At 71.9% G+C, this 15,830-nt stretch carries 15 protein-coding genes; 2 read left to right on the top strand and 13 right to left on the bottom strand.

The features are described 5' to 3' along the window. Positions 1-14: 14 nt before the first annotated feature. From PSD17_RS10870 to PSD17_RS10835, 8 genes are all read right to left on the bottom strand, one after another. The gene (locus tag PSD17_RS10870; RefSeq protein WP_013676248.1) at positions 15-1,046 is read right to left on the bottom strand and encodes an ABC transporter permease; all 1,032 of its coding nucleotides are present in this window, start codon (positions 1,044-1,046) and stop codon (positions 15-17) included. Further along, the gene (locus PSD17_RS10865) at positions 1,043-2,677 is read right to left on the bottom strand and encodes a sugar ABC transporter ATP-binding protein (RefSeq protein WP_013676249.1); all 1,635 of its coding nucleotides are present in this window, start codon (positions 2,675-2,677) and stop codon (positions 1,043-1,045) included. The genes PSD17_RS10870 and PSD17_RS10865 overlap by 4 nt, the downstream gene beginning before the upstream one ends. Next, on the bottom strand, positions 2,677-3,852 hold the full coding sequence (locus PSD17_RS10860; protein WP_013676250.1) for a sugar ABC transporter substrate-binding protein: 1,176 nt from the start codon (positions 3,850-3,852) through the stop codon (positions 2,677-2,679). The genes PSD17_RS10865 and PSD17_RS10860 overlap by 1 nt, the downstream gene beginning before the upstream one ends. Positions 3,853-3,882: 30 nt before the next feature. Next, complete coding sequence (locus PSD17_RS10855) at positions 3,883-4,536, bottom strand: isochorismatase family protein (RefSeq protein WP_339122553.1); 654 nt, start codon at positions 4,534-4,536, stop codon at positions 3,883-3,885. Positions 4,537-4,547: 11 nt separating this feature from the next. After that, positions 4,548-5,744, bottom strand: a complete 1,197-nt coding sequence (locus PSD17_RS10850; RefSeq protein WP_013676252.1) for a CaiB/BaiF CoA transferase family protein — start codon at positions 5,742-5,744, stop codon at positions 4,548-4,550. 145 nt (positions 5,745-5,889) lie between these two features. Next, positions 5,890-6,831 carry a polysaccharide deacetylase family protein gene (locus PSD17_RS10845; protein ID WP_339122552.1) on the bottom strand — a complete coding sequence of 314 codons (942 nt, stop codon included), beginning with the start codon at positions 6,829-6,831 and terminating at the stop codon, positions 5,890-5,892. 134 nt (positions 6,832-6,965) lie between these two features. Beyond that, positions 6,966-7,628 (bottom strand): GntR family transcriptional regulator, encoded by a 663-nt coding sequence (locus PSD17_RS10840; RefSeq protein ID WP_158511334.1) that lies wholly within the window; start codon positions 7,626-7,628, stop codon positions 6,966-6,968. A gap of 478 nt (positions 7,629-8,106) precedes the next feature. After that, positions 8,107-8,916, bottom strand: a complete 810-nt coding sequence (locus PSD17_RS10835) for an IclR family transcriptional regulator (protein WP_083845243.1) — start codon at positions 8,914-8,916, stop codon at positions 8,107-8,109. On the opposite strand from PSD17_RS10835, the gene PSD17_RS10830 reads away from it, so the two are divergent. Beyond that, on the top strand, positions 8,915-9,820 hold the full coding sequence (locus PSD17_RS10830; RefSeq protein ID WP_339122551.1) for an acetaldehyde dehydrogenase (acetylating): 906 nt from the start codon (positions 8,915-8,917) through the stop codon (positions 9,818-9,820). The two genes, PSD17_RS10835 and PSD17_RS10830, sit on opposite strands and share 2 nt — an antisense overlap. After that, a complete protein-coding gene (dmpG, locus tag PSD17_RS10825; protein ID WP_013676257.1) occupies positions 9,817-10,851 on the top strand; it encodes a 4-hydroxy-2-oxovalerate aldolase in 1,035 nt (344 codons plus the stop codon). Before PSD17_RS10830 ends, dmpG begins: the two co-directional genes overlap by 4 nt. 516 nt (positions 10,852-11,367) lie before the next feature. Here the strand turns inward: dmpG and PSD17_RS10820 are convergent. Genes PSD17_RS10820 through PSD17_RS10800 form a run of 5 tightly spaced genes read right to left on the bottom strand, consistent with a single transcriptional unit; the run spans position 11,368 to position 15,822 of the window. After that, positions 11,368-11,637 carry a hypothetical protein gene (locus PSD17_RS10820; protein ID WP_339122550.1) on the bottom strand — a complete coding sequence of 90 codons (270 nt, stop codon included), beginning with the start codon at positions 11,635-11,637 and terminating at the stop codon, positions 11,368-11,370. After that, entirely contained in the window at positions 11,634-12,749 is a 1,116-nt protein-coding gene (locus tag PSD17_RS10815; protein WP_339122549.1) for a class I SAM-dependent methyltransferase, read from the bottom strand. The genes PSD17_RS10820 and PSD17_RS10815 overlap by 4 nt, the downstream gene beginning before the upstream one ends. A 21-nt stretch (positions 12,750-12,770) precedes the next feature. Further along, a complete protein-coding gene (locus tag PSD17_RS10810) occupies positions 12,771-13,640 on the bottom strand; it encodes an alpha/beta fold hydrolase (RefSeq protein ID WP_013676260.1) in 870 nt (289 codons plus the stop codon). Then, entirely contained in the window at positions 13,637-15,016 is a 1,380-nt protein-coding gene (locus PSD17_RS10805) for a M20/M25/M40 family metallo-hydrolase (RefSeq protein WP_339122548.1), read from the bottom strand. The genes PSD17_RS10810 and PSD17_RS10805 overlap by 4 nt, the downstream gene beginning before the upstream one ends. After that, positions 15,013-15,822: an aspartate/glutamate racemase family protein gene (locus PSD17_RS10800; RefSeq protein WP_339122547.1), complete on the bottom strand. Its 810-nt coding sequence runs from the start codon at positions 15,820-15,822 to the stop codon at positions 15,013-15,015. The genes PSD17_RS10805 and PSD17_RS10800 overlap by 4 nt, the downstream gene beginning before the upstream one ends. Between the last annotated feature and the right edge of the window lie 8 nt (positions 15,823-15,830).

Genomic DNA, 15,830 nt, shown 5'->3' with positions numbered 1-15,830 from the left:
CTCCGTGGAGTGGGTCAGAGCGATCCGGCCTCGCGGACCTCCTTGCGCCTGCTGTAGCGCGAGGCGCAGACCGCGACGACGAGCGCGCCGCCGTAGAACAGGTCCGAGACGTAGGACTGGGCGCCGAGCATCTGGAGGCCGGTGGTGCCCGCGACCAGGAAGTACACGGCGATGAACGAGCCCCACGAGTTGAACTTGCCGGGCAGGATCGCCGTCGAACCGAGGAAGGCCGCCGCGAACGTCGGCAGCAGGAACGCCTCGCCGGACACCGGGTCGGCCGCGCCCGTCGTGCCGGCGTAGAGGATGCCGGCCAGGGCGGCGAGCGTCGCGGACGCGACCAGTGCACCCCACCGGATCCGGGTGACCCGCAGGCCCGACAGCCGCGACACGGCCCGGCCACGGCCGACGAACAGCAGCCGCCGCCCGGCGGCGGTGTACTCGAGGAAGTACCAGAGCCCGGCGGTGATCACGAGGCCGTACCAGAACGCCAGCGGCACCCCGAGGAACCGGTTGACGATGACCCAGTCGGTCAAGCCGGACGAGATGCCGCTGATCGTCGTCGAGTCGCCCAGCCAGAGCACGGCGCCGGAAAGGATCGTGCCCGTCCCCAGCGTGACGATGAACGGGTCGACGCCGAACAGCAACACGAACGCACCGTTGAGCAGGCCGATCACCGCCCCGGTGACCAGGCAGATCACGATGACGAGCCAGATGTTCATGCCCTGCTGGGCGTTCAGCACGCCGATCAGCATCTGTGACGTCATCAGCACGCCCGCGACCGACAGGTCGTAGTCGCCCGCGGTGAGCGGGATCAGCAGCGCGCACGTCAGCACGACGAGCACGGCCTGCGAGCCGAGGATGCCCTGCAGGGTCGACGTCGTCAGGAACGTGCCGGGGCGCAGCGCACCGAACACCACCACGACGACGACCAGCGCGATCACGATCGAGAACCGCTGCGCCAGCGACCGCGCGACGGTCGCGCTCGAGGAGCGCCCCGGCTCCACGACGACGTCCGTCGCCGGCTCGGAGTTGCTCGTGCGGGTCATCGGTCCTCTCCCTCGCCTTCGGTCGGCCCCACCGGGCCGGCGGGAACCGCACGGTCGGCGAGTGTGTAGCACTCGTGCGCGATGCGGTCCTTCGTGATCTCGTCGCCGAACAGCTCACGGGCGACGCGGCCGCGGTCGAAGATCAGCACCCGGTCGCAGATCGCCGCCAGCTGCTCGTAGTCCGAGCTCGCGCACAGCACGGCGCAGCCGGACCGCGCGGCCTCGTGGACCACGTCGTAGATCTGTGCGCGGGCGCCGATGTCGACGCCCTGCGTCGGCTCGTGCAGCAACAGCACCTCGGGCTCGGCCGCGAGCCACTTGGCCAGCAGCACCTTCTGTTGGTTGCCGCCCGAGAGCGACTGGTAGGCCAGTCCGGGGACGGGCGGTCGCACGTCGAACCGGTGCAGGGTGTCCTGACAGTCCCGGGCCAGCCGGGCCCGCGACAGCCCGTGCCACGTCGAGTACCGGTCGATGACCTGCAGCATCGCGTTGTCGCGGACGCTCACGCTGCCGACGCTGCCGTCGCGCTGCCGGTCGGCGGGGATGAGCGCCATCCGGTGTGCGATCGCCTTGACCGGGTCCATCCCCGGCAGCGACAGCACCTCCGCACCCTTGCGCAGCGTGCCCGACGCCGCCGGGAACGCCCCGAACAGCAGGTAGGGGATGCGTTCGAAGCCGGAGCCGAGCAGCCCGGTGAGGCCCAGCACCTCACCGGGGCCGAGGGCGAACGACACCGACTCGACACGCTCGTCGGACAGGTCCTCGACGGCCATCGCCCCCGTCGCCGCGGTCGGCACGACCTCCTCGCGCTCCCCGCTGTGATCGGGCAGCTCGCGCCCGATGATCAGCTGGACCAGCTCGGTGTCGCTCACCGTGGCCGTCTCGACCGTCGCCCGCAGCCGGCCGTCCCGGAAGATCGTGGCGCGGTCGGTGATCTCCCGGACCTCGTCGAGATCGTGGGAGACGAACAGGACGGCGGAGCCGCCGCCGGCGATCTCGCGCATGAGCGAGAACAGCTGGCGGCGACCCGTCTCCGGCAGGAACACGGTCGGCTCGTCGAGGATCAGCATCCCGGGCCCGGTGCGGGTGCTGCCGCGCAGCGTCCGCATCTCGTGGACGGCCCGCACGATCGCGAGCAGCGCCCGCTGGGTGCCGTCGAGATCCGCGACGCGGGCGGCCGGGTCCAGGTCGACGTCGAACTCCTCGAACAGACGCCGGGCCTCGGCCCGCTGCCGTCGCCAGCCGATCGCCCAGTTCCGCGACCGGCTGAACGAGCCGATGCGCAGGTTCTCCAGCACCGACAGGCTCGTGATGAGCCCGAGGTCCTGGTGCACGAAGCTCATCCCGTGGTCGCGGAACGCGCCCGGCGGCAGCGGCAGCGCGACGTCCTCGCCGTTGATCCGCAGCCGGCTGCCCGGGTCCGGGTCGTGGAACCCGGCGAGGACCTTGATGAAGGTCGACTTGCCCGACCCGTTCTCCCCGAGCAGACCGTGGATCTCTCCAGGGAGGACGTCGAGGTCCACCGAGTCGAGCACCCGGACCCCGGCGAACGACTTGGAGACGCCGCGCGCCTCGACCACCGGCAGGGCGCCCGCGCGGGGCGCCCCACCGGAACCTGCCGGAACCGCCATCAGCCCGCCGCCTTGCCCCACAGCTTGAGGTAGCTGTCCGCGAAGGAGTCGCCGTAGCCCTTGCCGAGCTCCGGCGGGTTGCCGGCCTCGGCGACGTTGGTCTTGGTGAAGACCCGCAGCTGGATGCCCTCGTCACCCGACGCGATCGGGCCCGCGCCGGAGATGATCCGGCCGACCTGGTCGACGACGGCGTACCCGACCTGCGCCGGGTTCTCGCCGACGTCCATCCGCACGACGTCCGCGTCCTGCATCATCTTGAGCACGAACGGGGTGCCGTTGAACGTCGAGATGTGCACCTTGCCGGTGGCGCCGGCGAGCTGGATGCCGGGCACCACGAACTGCGACATGCTGTCGTAGAGCGGCACGACGTAGTTGAGGTTGGGGTCGGTCTGGATGGCCGAGCGGACGATGTTGGTGATCTGCGTCGACCAGTCCGGCACCGAGACGTTCTGGAACGTCAGCTTGCAGTTCGGGCAGTACTTCTTGAACTCGTCGTTGATCGCGTCGATCGAGGCCGGGCTCCCGATGACCTCCTTCGAGGTCAGCACCAGGACGTTGCCCGCGCAGTTGGTGTCCTTGATGACGAAGTCCGCGGACAGCCGGGCGGCGAGGTCGTACGGCTGCGCGACACGCGCGGTGACCTCGGGTCCCTGGGGCTGGGTGAGGTCCTCGTTGAGGACGGTGATGATCGGGATCCCCGCCGCCTTCGCCGCTGCGGCCTGCGGCTGGAAGTAGGTCGGGCTGATGGTGCCGCCGGTGAGGGTGATGGCGTCGGGCTTCTGCGCGATGGCCGCGTTCATGCCCTGGATCCACTGGGTGTGGTCGCCCTGGTTGGGGTAGTCGACGACCTTCATGCCGACCTTCTCCGCGGCCTGGGTCATCGACGTCGTCAGGGCCTGCGTGAACGGGTTCGCGCTGGACTCCTGGATGTTGAAGATGGTCTTGCCGGCGGCCTTGCTCATGTCGAACGCCGGGCCCGGCTCCTTGTACTCGGGCACCGCCGAGTACTTGTCGAGCGCGGCGTTGACGGCGGTGAGGTCGCACGAGGCGCCCCCGCCCGCCGCCGCGGCGTCACCGGAGGACGAGCCTCCCGACGAGCACGCGGCGACGACGGTCAGCATCAGCGCCGCCGCGCCGACGGTCGCCATCCGTTTCATGGACGTGCCAGACAGCATGTCTCCTCCTAGAGACCAGCCGGGACCGGGTCAGCGGTCGCCGCGGGCGTGGGACAGCAGGTACTTCTCGACGTCCTGCCGGGGCAGGACGTCGGCGTACTTCGAGCCGATGTCGAAGAGGTTCGCGCGGTGCGGCTCCTCGGCCCGGTCGAAGACGCACTCCTCGGGCACGACCACCCGGAACCCGTAGGACACCGCGTCGATGACGCTGGCGCGGATGCAGCCGGACGTCGAACACCCGGTGACGACAACGGTGTCGATCCCCCGTTGCACCAGGTACGACGTGAGATGGGTACCGAAGAAGGCCGACGGGAACTTCTTGACGAGCACCAGCTCGGCGGGGCGCCGGTCCAGGTCCGGGTGGACCTCGACCGCGGCCGGGTCGTCGGTGCGCAGCTCGCGCAGCGCCGGGACCTTCGCCGCGAACGACGCGGCGTCCTCGCCGGGGGCGTAGGCGATCGTCGTGAACACGATCGGCGCGCCGGCCTCCCGCGCCCGCCCGAGCAGCTCGGCGATGTGCGGCACCGCAGGCGCGTCGTCGGCACCCACGCCGTAGGCGCTGGAGGTGAACGCCCGCGAGACGTCGACGACCAGCACCGCGGGGCGCTCCCCCGCACCGGCGGCCGCGCCGATGCCGCGCTCCGCGTAGAACTCCCCGACGGCCTCGAAACCGTTGTCCGACAACGCGTTCCTCCTCAGATGATGCCGTCGGCCTCGAGGGCCGCCAGCTGCTCGTCGGTGAGGCCCAGCTGCTCGCGGTAGACCTCGTCGTTGCTCGACCCCTTGGGGGCCCCGGCATGCCGGACCTTCCCCGGGGTGTCCGACAGGACCGGGACGACGTTCTGCATCAGCACGTCGCCGAGCCCCTCGTGCGGGACCCGCACGATCGTCTCCCGCGCGAGGTACTGCGGGTCCTTGACGATGTCCGCCGCGGTGTACGCGGGCGCGATCGCCCCCTCCGCGGTCTCGAACTCCGCGAGCACCTCCTCGGCGGTGCGTTCGGCGATCCAACCGCCGATCGCCTCGTCGAGCTCGGCGGTGTGGGCGATGCGGCCGGGGTTGCCGGCGAACCACGGCTGCTCGGCGAAGTCCGGCCGGCCGACGAGCCGGACGACCCGGTCGGCGATGGACTGCGCGGTGGCCGACAGGGCGAGCCAGCGCCCGTCCTTGGTCTGGTAGGCGTTGCGCGGGGCGCTGTAGGGCGTGTGGTTGCCCGAGCGGCCCACGACCTCACCGGTCTTGTCGTAGAGGATCGTCTGCGGGCCGAGCATCCAGAACATCGGCTCGTAGATCGACAGGTCGATGACCTGCCCCTTGCCGTTGCCGCCGTGCTCGCGCCACCAGAGCGCGAACATGATCGCGAAGCAGCCGGTGAACCCCGCGATGCAGTCACCGAGCGCGAACGGCGGCAGCGCCGGGGGCTTGTCGGGCCAGCCGTTGATGTGGGCGAACCCCGACATCGCCTCGGCGAGGGTGCCGAACCCCGGCCGGTTCGCGTACGGGCCGGTCTGGCCGAACCCGGTGGTGCGCAGGATGACCAGGCCGGGGTTGATCTCGTGCAGGACGTCGGGGCCCAGGCCCCAGCGCTCGAGCGTGCCGGGCCGGAAGTTCTCGACGAACACGTCCGCGTCGGCGATGATCTTCTTGAGGATGTCGGCACCCTCGGGGGCGGACAGCTTGAGCGTGATACAGCGCTTGTTGCGGGAGACCAGCGCCCAGAACAGCGACTCGCCGTCGACGTTCCAGCCCATCGATCGCAGGCTGTCACCGCGCGGGTGCTCGACCTTCAGCACGTCGGCGCCGAAGTCCGCGAGCAGCGTCGCGGCCACGGGCCCGGCGAAGATCGACGCCGCGTCGACCACCTTGAGTCCCTGCAGGGGAAGATCTGTCATGCCGGACGGCTCCTCGTCGTCAGCTCGTGGAGGCTCGGAGTCGATACAGAAAATATTCTATGAAGTACGGTCGGAGCGGCTCCGGGGTTCGCGCCCGGTCCCCCCGTGAGCGGCGATGGTCGCCGCTCACGACCCGCCGGGGGCGTCACGCGGCCCCCTCGTCGGGGTGGTTCTCCAGCCAGAAGCGCGCGATCTGCTCGCGGGTGGCGAACCAGACGTCGGACTCCCGCTGGGCGTGCTCGATGAACTCGCGCAGGGCCGACGTGCGTCCGGCCTGGCCGGCCCAGCGCGGGTGCAGACCGATCGACATCATCCGCGGCCGCCCGGCGCGGCCCTCGCGCAGCAGCTCGTCGAAACCGCGGCGGCAGACGTCGAAGAAGTCGGTCGGGCTGGCCATGCCGGGGGGCATCGCGTACTTCACGTCGTTGTAGACCATCGTGTAGGGCACGACGAGCTGGCGCTTGTCGCCGACGCTGACGTAGTAGGGCAGGTCGTCGTTGTAGGCGTCGGAGTCGTAGAGGAACCCGCCCTCCTCGACCAGCAGCTCGCGGGTGTGCACGCTCGGGCCGTAGCGGCAGTACCAGCCGACCGGCCGGGTTCCGCAGGTGCGCTCGAACGACGCGATGGCCGCCGCCATGTGCTCGCGCTCCTCCTCGCGGCTGAGCACCCACGGCTCCTCCCAGCGCCAGCCATGGCTGCAGACCTCGTGCCCACCGCCGACGACGGCCTTGGCCAGCTCGGGGTTCTGCTCGAACGCGACGGCGGCGGCGTAGAACGTCGTCGGGACGCGGTACTCCTCGAACAGGCGCAGCAGCCGCCAGACGCCGGCGCGCGCGCCGTACTCGTAGATGGACTCGACGCAGAGGTCGCGGTACTCCGCGGGCATGCCGTACGGGATCTCGCCCAGGCCCTCGTTGCGGGCGTCCCCCGCGGCCCACGAGATCTCCGAGCCCTCCTCGGCGTTCACCACGATGCTCACGGCGATCTTCGCGCCGCCCGGCCAGTCGACGGCGGGCGGCGTCGCGCCGTACCCGATGAGGTCGCGCCGGGGGCCGGGCACGTCGGCTTCGGTGAACTGAAGGGTCATCGGATCCTCGTCGATGTCGGAAGTCGATGTCGCTGTCGATGTCGATGTCGCTGTCGGGTGAACTGCGTGTCGCGAACGGCATGCGGGCCTGCCGGACGCCGGCATGCCGGCGTCCGGGGGTCGCCGGCGGGGTCCTAGGTCCTCGGCTCGCCCAGCTCGGGCTGCTCGGAGGCCGAGCCCGCCTGGATGTGCGCCAGCATCGCGTCGGCGCCGGCCTGGGCGTCGCCGGCCAGCACGGCGGCCATGACCTCGCTGTGCTCGCGCATGCTGTCGGGCGACCGCTGCTCGACGGCCCAGTTGGTCCGCCACGGGAACACGTCCCACAGCCGTGCGGTGAAGTCCCGCAGCATGTCCGAGCCGGCGGCCTCGTAGATCGCCAGGTGCCAGGCGGAGTTGAGCTGAGCCATCCGCTTGCCGCGGCCGGCGCGGCCTGCGGCCAGGAAGCTCTCGTGGATGGTCTGCAGCTCTCCCCTCTGGTCGTCGGTCATCCGCTCGATCGCGAGCCGGGTGGCCAACGGCTCGAGCGCCATGCGCATTGCATACACATCAGACAGCCGTTCCGGCGAGTGTCGCGCGACGACGACACCCCGGTGCGGCTCGTAGTGCACGAGACGGTCCGCCTGCAGCAGGCGGAGCGCCTCCCGGATCGGGGTGGGGCTCATGCCCAGCTCGGCCGCCAGCTCGTCGACCTGCAGGCGATAGCCCACCTCCAGCTGGCCACTGCGGATTCGTTCGCGCAGGACCCGGAGCGCCAGCTCCGACTTGGTCCGATGCGTCGGAATCTCAGGTTCGGTCACGAGGCAGATCATGCAGGCAACACAGACGTCTCTGTCTCACGGGAGGCTCCCCTCGACGTGTTCTGCAGTGAATAGAAAATATCCTGTGGTCGGGTTGTATGCAAGGAACCGGCTTCAGCCGAAACCCGTTCGTTGCCCGACGCAACCTCGTCGTCACGGAGCCGCTGCGACGCCCCGTTCAGCACGCTCGGCAGGGCCGCCCGCTCGCGCCGCCACGACCGGGCGCAACCTGAGCGTCGCTTTCCCGCCCGGCGACGACAGCGAGGTTGCGCGCGGGATTGCGAGCGAGCGCGACCGGCCCGGATGCGGCCGACGAGCGCAACCTGAGCGTCGCTTTCCCGCGCGGCGACGACAGTGAGGTTGCGCCCGGGGTCGGCAGGCAACACCGGACGCGCCCCCGCGACGCGGACGGACGACCCGCCGGGCGCAACCTGAGCGTCGCTTTCCCGCCCGGCGACGACAATGAGGTTGCGGCCGGTCAGCGGACGACGGCCAGCGCGCGGGTGAGGCCGAGGGCCGCGGTGCGAACGGCCGGGGCGAGCCGCTCGGCGTCGAACCGGTTGACCCAGCCCGTGATCGACAGCGCGGCGAGCGCGCGTCCGTCGGCGTCGAGCACCGGGGCGGCGACGCAGGTGACACCGACACCCGACTCCTCGCGCTCGTACGCGACGCCGCGCTCGCGGATCCGGGCCAGCTCGGCGTGCAGGAGGCCGGGCGCGATGATCGTGCGTGGGGCGCGGCGGGTGAGGCCGGCGCGCAGGACGTCGTCGAGGAGCTCCGGCGGCGCGAACGCGAGGATGGCCTTGCCGACGCCGGTGCAGTGCATCGGCATCCGGCCGCCGACGCGTGAGGGCACCCGCGGTCCCGAGCGGCCCTCGAGCTTCTGGACGTAGACGACCTCGGTGCCGTCGGGCGTCGCGAGGTGGATGGTCTCGTGGGTGGCCTCGAAGAGGTCGGCGAGGAACGGCACCGCCGCCTCGCGCAGGCCCAGCTGCCGCGGCACGAGCTGGCCGAGCTCGAACAGGCGCATCCCCAGCCGCACCCCGCCCCCCGGGCTGCGTTCCACGACCTGCCACTCGGCGAGCTCGCTCACCAACCGGTGCACCGTCGCCTTCGCGATGCCCGTGCGGCGCACGATCTCGGCGAGCGAGAGCTCGTCGTCGCCGAGCCGGAACGCGGTGAGCACCGTCAGGGCCCGGCCGAGAACGGAGTTGGGCCCGTCGCCGTTCCGATGAGTGGACCGCACGCCTTCCAGCCTGCGTCGTCGCGGTGCGATCGTCCAGTCCATGGACATCCCGAAGGTGCCGGTCGCGATCGTCGGCCCCGGACATATCGGCACGGACCTGCTGGTCAAACTCCGTCGGAGCCCGGTGCTCGACGTCCGCTACGTCGCCGGGATCGTCGAGTCCGAGGGCCTGGCCCGGGCCCGCGAGGCCGGCGTGGCGGCGTCGGCGGGCGGTGTCGACTGGCTGCTGGCCCAGGACCCGCTGCCGCGCATCGTCTTCGAGGCGACGTCGGCCAAGGCGCACCTGGCCAATGCGCCGCGCTACGAGGCGGCGGGCATTCGCGCCGTCGACCTGACCCCGGCCCACCTCGGCCCGATGGTCTGCCCGGCGGTGAACGGCGAGGACCACCTCGACGCGGCGAACGTCTCCATGATCACCTGCGGCGGGCAGGCGACGATCCCGATGGTCGCAGCCGTCTCCCGGGTGACCCCGGTGCCCTACGCCGAGATCGTCGCCTCGATCGCGTCGCGGTCGGCCGGACCGGGCACCCGCGCCAACATCGACGAGTTCACCCACACCACAGGCGGCGCCGTCGCCGAGGTCGGCGGGGCGGCGCGCGGGAAGGCGATCATCGTCCTCAACCCGGTCGAACCGCCGATGATCATGCGCGACACCGTGTTCTGCATGATCGGTGCCGACGCCGACCGCGCCGCGATCACCGCGTCCGTCCACGCCATGGTCCTGCGGGTGCAGGAGTACGTCCCGGGCTACACGCTGCGTGCCGAGCCGCAGTTCGACGAGCCCACCGACGAGTGGGGCGGGCACGCCCGCGTCGCCGTGTTCCTCGAGGTCAGGGGCAACGGCGACCACCTGCCGCCCTATGCCGGAAACCTCGACATCATGACCGCGGCCGCGGCACGCACCGGCGAGCTGATGGCCCGCGCCGAGCTGGGAGCTCTCGCATGACGAAGCGCGCACTCCGCAACGACGTCCGGATCATCGACACCACGCTGCGCGACGGCAGCCACGCGATGGCCCACCGCTTCACCGAGACGCAGGTCCGCGACACCGTCCGTGCCCTCGACGGCGCCGGGGTGGAGTGGATCGAGGTGTCGCACGGCGACGGCGTCGGCGGCTCGTCGTTCAACTACGGGTTCTCCGGCACCGACGAGATGACCCTCATCGCCGCCGCCCGCGAAGAGGCCCGGCAGGCGAGGATCGCGGTGCTGCTGGTGCCGGGCATCGGGACCGTCGACGACCTCAAGCGGGCTCACGACGCGGGCGCGGAGATGGTGCGCGTCGCGACGCACTGCACCGAGGCCGACGTGTCGCCGCAGCACTTCGCGGCCGCCCGCGACCTGGGTATGGAGACGGTCGGCTTCCTGATGATGGCCCACCGCACCGACCCCGCCGACCTGGCGAAGCAGGCGCGGATCATGGTCGACGCCGGGTGCGAGTGCCCGTACGTCACCGACTCCGCGGGCGCGCTGCTGATGCACGAGGCCAGGGCGCGGTTCGAGGCGCTGCTCGCCGAGGTCGGCGACGAGGCGCTCGTCGGTTACCACGGGCATCAGAACCTGTCGATGGGCGTCGCGAACTCGGTGATCGCCTACGAGACCGGGGTCCGGTCGATCGACGGGTCGCTGTGCGCGCTCGGCGCGGGCTCGGGCAACTCCCCCACCGAGGTGCTCGCCGCGGTGTTCGACCGGCTCGGCGTGGACACCGGGCTCGACGCCGGTGCCCTGCTCGACGCCGCCGAGGACGTCGTGCGGCCGTACCTGCAGCGCTGGCCGAAGATGGACCGCAACGCGATCGTGCAGGGGTGGGCCGGGGTGTACTCGTCGTTCCTGCTGCACGCCGAGCGGGCCGCCGAGCGCTACAAGGTCCCGGCGCACGAGATCCTGCGTCGCTGCGGCGAGCTGGGCTACGTCGGCGGCCAGGAGGACATGATCATCGACGTGGCGATCGGGTTGGCGGCCGAGCGCGCCGGCTCCTGACCACGTCGGCGCCGGCCCGCGCCGGCTCCTGGACACCACCACGCCGGACCCGCCGGCTCCCCGACGACACGCGCGCCGAGCCCGTCGCCCCGACGGCTCGGCGCGTCGTGCTGTGCCGCGCCGGCGCTCCGCCGCCGCGTGCTGCGCGCCGGGCCGGGCCGGGCCGGGCGATGTCCTCACCCAGGACCACGCCCGCAACGTCACCGGCCTCCTGCCGCCAGGAACGGCCCTTTCCGGCAGTCCAGTTGCGGGAAAGTGCCGTTCCTGCACAACGAGCGGAGCGAGGCAGTCCTCATGTCGCTGGAGAACCCACGGCGGGCTGCTCGGGGAGGGCTACCTGCACGGGACGAACACCGTCGGCGAGGCCGTCCGGCAGGTCCAGGACCGGGGCCCCGCCACGACGTCGTCGTCGCGACGTCCGGCGCCCAGAGGACGGCTCCGCGCTGGTGCTCACCCGCGACCGGTGACGTCGCCACGGATCGGGGTCAGCCCGTGTATCACGCCACGCGCCGGCCGTCAGGGACGGACGGCGAGGTCGAGGCGCTCCGCGACCAGCGGGCGGGCGTGCCCACTGCTGGGCCGCAGGTTCGCGAAGAGCCGGTCGAGCAGGCTCGACGCCGACTGGCTGTCCGTCGCGGGATCCCGGCCCTCCAGCTCGGCGACCCGGGCGGCGAGCACCGAGAGCTCCATCCCGAGCGTGAGCACCATCGCCGCCAGCTGGTCGACGGTGGCGCTGCCCAGGAAGGCGGGCTCCGGCCCCTCCACGACGTCATCGATGTCGATCATGCTGCTCCCTCCGCCGGCGCCGGTGGTGTCGTCGATGCCGCCAGGGCGGGCTTGTGCGCCTCCAGCACCGCCCACGGCAGATGCCACTCGGCTCGTTCCGGGAAGCCCTCGGGCAGGAGCGCGCCCGTCCGTTCGTCGAACGGCACCCACCGCGCCCCGGCCAGCCCGACCGCGGACAGCTCCCGTACGACGTCGAACTCCATGAGCCCGGGCATGAACGGCTCGTTCTGCCGCCAGGCGTGGTCCTCCATCACCGCGTCCCGGAAGAGGTCGCCGGTGCGGCTGAACTCGAGGAACCGCACGATGCCTCCGGGCGTGAGGATGCGGGCCGCCTCGGCGAACGTCGCGCGCAGGACGTCGGGCGGTATCTCGTGGAGCACCATCGTCCCGGTGACGACGTCGACGGTGCCGTCGGGCAGGCCCGTCGCGGCAGCATCGCCCTGCCGGAAGGTGATCTCCAGGCCGTCGTCGTCGGCCCTGGTCGCGGCGAGTCGGACGCACGGTCCGGAGAACTCGATGCCGATGACGTCGGCCTCGGCGTACCGCTCCTTGAACGGACGGGTGCTCTTGCCGAACCCGGACCCCATGTCGACGATCCGCCGGTACGTCTCGCCCGGGAACGTCGCGGTGAACCTGCGGTGCAGCTCGAGCCCGCGGTTGCGGCCGATGTGCAGCACCTGGGTCCCGATCTCGTACACGAGCGCGGACGGCGCCGCTCCCCAGACACCGCCGGGCTGACAGTGGATGTCGTGGTCGCGGTACCAGCCCGGCAGCTCGAGCTCCGGGTCCAGCTCCGCGCGCGCGAGGTGCGGCGGGCGCAGGTCCTCGCCGAGGGTCTCCCAGTTCCGCGCGACGACGTCGTTCACGACCCGCCACTTGAGGACCTGGGCGCCGCGCTCGAGGAAGCCGAACCACGCGTAGCTCGGGCACCGTTCGACCAGCTCACCCGCCTCCTCGAGGGTCGTCGGGGCGCCCTCCCGGGCGGCGAGCGTGTCGAACTCGTCGCGCAGCCGTCCGAAGACCTCGATCGACCAGAGCCTCCTCATCGCGGTCAGGTAGTCGATGCGGCGGCGGTCGTCGTCGCCGAGGGTGTCGAGTGCGATGCGGGCCATCCCTGTCCTTCCTCCGTCCGATCAGTGCTCGTGCGGGCCGCCGGGACCGGACCCCTGGGTGAGGAGCTCGTCGACCAGCTCGTCGAGGGCCGCGGCGAAGTCGGCCGGCGCCTCCCACGGGGCGAAGTCGGTCAGCCCGGGGAGACGGACCACCCTGCTCCCGAGCTCGCGGGCGACCCGGTCCTGGCGGGTGGCGATCAGGTCGGCGGACCCGATCAGCACCGCCGACGGGATCCCCGTCGTGCGGAACGCCTCGAGCATCGGAGCGACGGGCGTCGCGAAGACCGCGCGGTATGCGCTGGCATACCCGGGCCGGGCGACGAGGTAGTCGCAGACGGCGCGGTTGCGCAGCGCGATGTCGACGTCCGGATAGAGGTGGGCCAGCCGTGCCCAGATCGTCGCCAGGTGGGTGCCGTCCCCGGCGTTCTCGATGTCGGGGGCATAGCGGGCCGCTCGCTCGGCCCGCTCGTCGTCGGTGTAGAGCGACACACCGTGGAACACGACCGCGGCGACGACCCCGGAGTGCGCGGCAGCCATGATCATCGCCAGGTGGCCGCCGGTGTGCTGGCCGACGAGGACGACGGGCCTGCCTGCGCGCACGATCTCGATCGCGTCCCACAGTGTGGCGGCGTAGACGGCGAGGTCGTCCGTCGCCGGGTCGAGCGGATCGGAGAGCCCGTAGCCCGGCGTGTCGAGGACGGCGACCGGACCGCGGTGGCCGAGGTGGTCGAGGACCGGCTCGTGTGTCCAGCCCGAGAGCGGGGACTGGTGGAGGATGGCGACGAGTGGCGTGACGACGCCGTGGTCGGCCGCGGGGCGCAGCCGCACCCCCACCCGTCCCCGAGCCGTGGGGACGGTCGACACACCCCACCCGGCGTCCGCGGCCGTCACGTCGCCATCCCGACGATGATCGCCGCCAGGTGCCGCAACGCCAGGCGGTAGTCCTCGATCAGGATGTTCTCGTCGGGCCCGTCGACGCCGGAGTCCGGACGCGCGATCCCGACCCCCACGACGGGCACACCGGCCGCGGCCACCAGTGCCCGCGTCCCGATCCACACCGTCGTCGCCTCCAGCACCGGCGGCACGCCGTGCGCGAGCTCGGCCGCGGCCGCGACGACACCGGCGAACCATCCCGACGAGTCCGTCGACTCCGGCTCCCCGGCCCGCCGCACCTCGATCTCCAGGCCGGTGTCGAGGCCCTCCCCCGCGAGGAACGAGCGGAACGCCGCGAGCACGCCGTCGGTCGCCTGGCCGGGGACGAGCCGGACCTCGATGCCCGCACTGCACTCGGCCGGGACCCCGAGCGCGACCGACCCCGCGGGCGGGCCGGCGTGGATCCACGACAGGACGATCGTCGGTGACGTCCGGACGGTGTATGCCGGGGCGTCGACGGCGGTCAGGCTCTCGCGCAACGACTCCCCGGCCCGGCCGATCAGGTACTCGCGGTCGAACGGCATCGCCGCGAGGGTCGCGGCGTCGATCTCGCCCCACGGCGTCACGGACTCGAGGAAGCCGGGGACGTGCCGCCCGTCGGTGGATCGGGTCAGCGCCGCGACGGCGGCCGTCACGCGCGCGGCCGCCTGCGGGAGCAGGATCGCGTTCTGCGAGCTGAGGTCGCGGTCGAGCGCCCGGCACCGGAGCTCGAGGTAGAGGATCCCCTTCTCCCCCAGCTTGAGCAGCGGCCTTCCGTCGAAGTCGCTCCAGGAGTTCTCCCAGAGGGCACCGTCGGCGCGGACGAAGTCCGGGAAGCAGTCGACCACCTCCGCGAGGGCCGGGGCGCCGAGTGTGCGCTTCCCCTCGATCAGGAACCGCACCTCGACCGGGAGCTCGACGCCGGCCTTCACGAACGCGTCGACGACGTGGATCCGCGAGAGCAGCGCGGCCTTGTCGTCGGCAATGCCGCGGGCGAACATCCGACCGTCGCGGCGCGCGGGCTCGTAGGGCGGTGTCGTCCACGCCTCGTCGGGTCCCGGCGGCTCGACCTCGACGTCGTAGTGGTTGAAGTTCAGCAGCGAGCGCTCACCGGTCCCCACCCTGGCCAGCAGGTACGGGTAGGCACGGGCGGACTCGACCACCTCGATCGACGCGCCCAGGGCGCGCAGCCGGCGCTCGATCCACTCCTTCGTCGCGAGCATCCCGTCGGGTTCCTCGCGCCGTGACCGGAACCGGCAGAGCTCCTCGAGCTCGTCGAGGTAGCCGTCGAACGAGGCGTCGATCGCGTCCCAGACCGCGATGACGCGCTCCTGGGCGGGCGCGGCGGGGGTCACCACCTCCCACCGCCCGGGCTGAAGATCTCCGTCATCCGGTCGATCACCTCGTCGGGCGCGCGACGGGTGTCGTAGCTGTCGTCGTCAGGCGCCCACACGCGGAGCCGGCGGGCCCGGGCGTGCATCTCCGCGGTGAGCATCACCAGGCCGTCGCAGTCGATCACCGGCAGCCCACCGACCTCGTGGATGCCCGCCGCCCACAGCATCTCGTTGGGCAGCCCCTCACCGGGGACGATGCACTGCGCCCCGGTGCGGCGCAACGTCGCCGCGGCCTCGTCCATCGCCGCCGCCAGCGCGTCGGTGCGACCGTCACGTGTCGCGCTGGTGACGAGGTCGCGTCCGCCCTCGAGGTACCGGAACCCCACGCAGGAGTCCGCCAGCCCCAGTGCCCGGATGTTGGCGGTCAGGGCCTCCTCGAGCTCCGGGATGAAACCGACGACGCCGAAGCGCAGCCCGTGGGTGCGGGCGAGGGTGAACGCGGTCTCGCCGTAGGCCAGCACCGGGATCGAGACCAGCGAGCGGGCCATCGCCAGCCCGGGGTCCTGGCTCGTGCCGATGACGTAGGCGTCGTAGCCCGCGCGTTCGGCCTTCACCGCCTGGGAGGCGAAGTACCAGGAGAAGAACACCTCGATCTGGCCGAACCGCACGTAGTCGGCCGGGATCTGGTCGTCGTAGACCGCGCCGGGCAGGCCGACGAACGTGACGTCCGCGCGGTCCCCGAGCATCGCCGTCGCGTGTCTCGGGTAGGTCTCGTCGAGCCACGGGTTGCGGCCGATGATCGTATGCTTCTGAAACCAGATCTTCACGGTTCTCC

It is taken from the genome of Pseudonocardia sp. D17 (assembly GCF_036984265.1).
In the GTDB taxonomy this organism is placed as follows: Bacteria; Actinomycetota; Actinomycetes; order Mycobacteriales; family Pseudonocardiaceae; genus Pseudonocardia; species Pseudonocardia benzenivorans.
Note: the sequence above shows the minus strand (reverse complement) of the source record. Positions and strands in the feature narration are given on the sequence as shown.

Coding starts and splice junctions, on each gene's coding strand:
- PSD17_RS10820 (WP_339122550.1), bottom strand. CDS start 11,637: ATGATCGACATCGATGACGTCGTGGAGGGGCCGGAGCCCGCCTTCCTG.
- PSD17_RS10870 (WP_013676248.1), bottom strand. CDS start 1,046: ATGACCCGCACGAGCAACTCCGAGCCGGCGACGGACGTCGTCGTGGAG.
- PSD17_RS10865 (WP_013676249.1), bottom strand. CDS start 2,677: ATGGCGGTTCCGGCAGGTTCCGGTGGGGCGCCCCGCGCGGGCGCCCTG.
- PSD17_RS10850 (WP_013676252.1), bottom strand. CDS start 5,744: ATGACAGATCTTCCCCTGCAGGGACTCAAGGTGGTCGACGCGGCGTCG.
- PSD17_RS10830 (WP_339122551.1), top strand. CDS start 8,915: ATGGACATCCCGAAGGTGCCGGTCGCGATCGTCGGCCCCGGACATATC.
- PSD17_RS10835 (WP_083845243.1), bottom strand. CDS start 8,916: ATGGACTGGACGATCGCACCGCGACGACGCAGGCTGGAAGGCGTGCGG.
- dmpG (WP_013676257.1), top strand. CDS start 9,817: ATGACGAAGCGCGCACTCCGCAACGACGTCCGGATCATCGACACCACG.
- PSD17_RS10845 (WP_339122552.1), bottom strand. CDS start 6,831: ATGACCCTTCAGTTCACCGAAGCCGACGTGCCCGGCCCCCGGCGCGAC.
- PSD17_RS10815 (WP_339122549.1), bottom strand. CDS start 12,749: ATGGCCCGCATCGCACTCGACACCCTCGGCGACGACGACCGCCGCCGC.
- PSD17_RS10860 (WP_013676250.1), bottom strand. CDS start 3,852: ATGCTGTCTGGCACGTCCATGAAACGGATGGCGACCGTCGGCGCGGCG.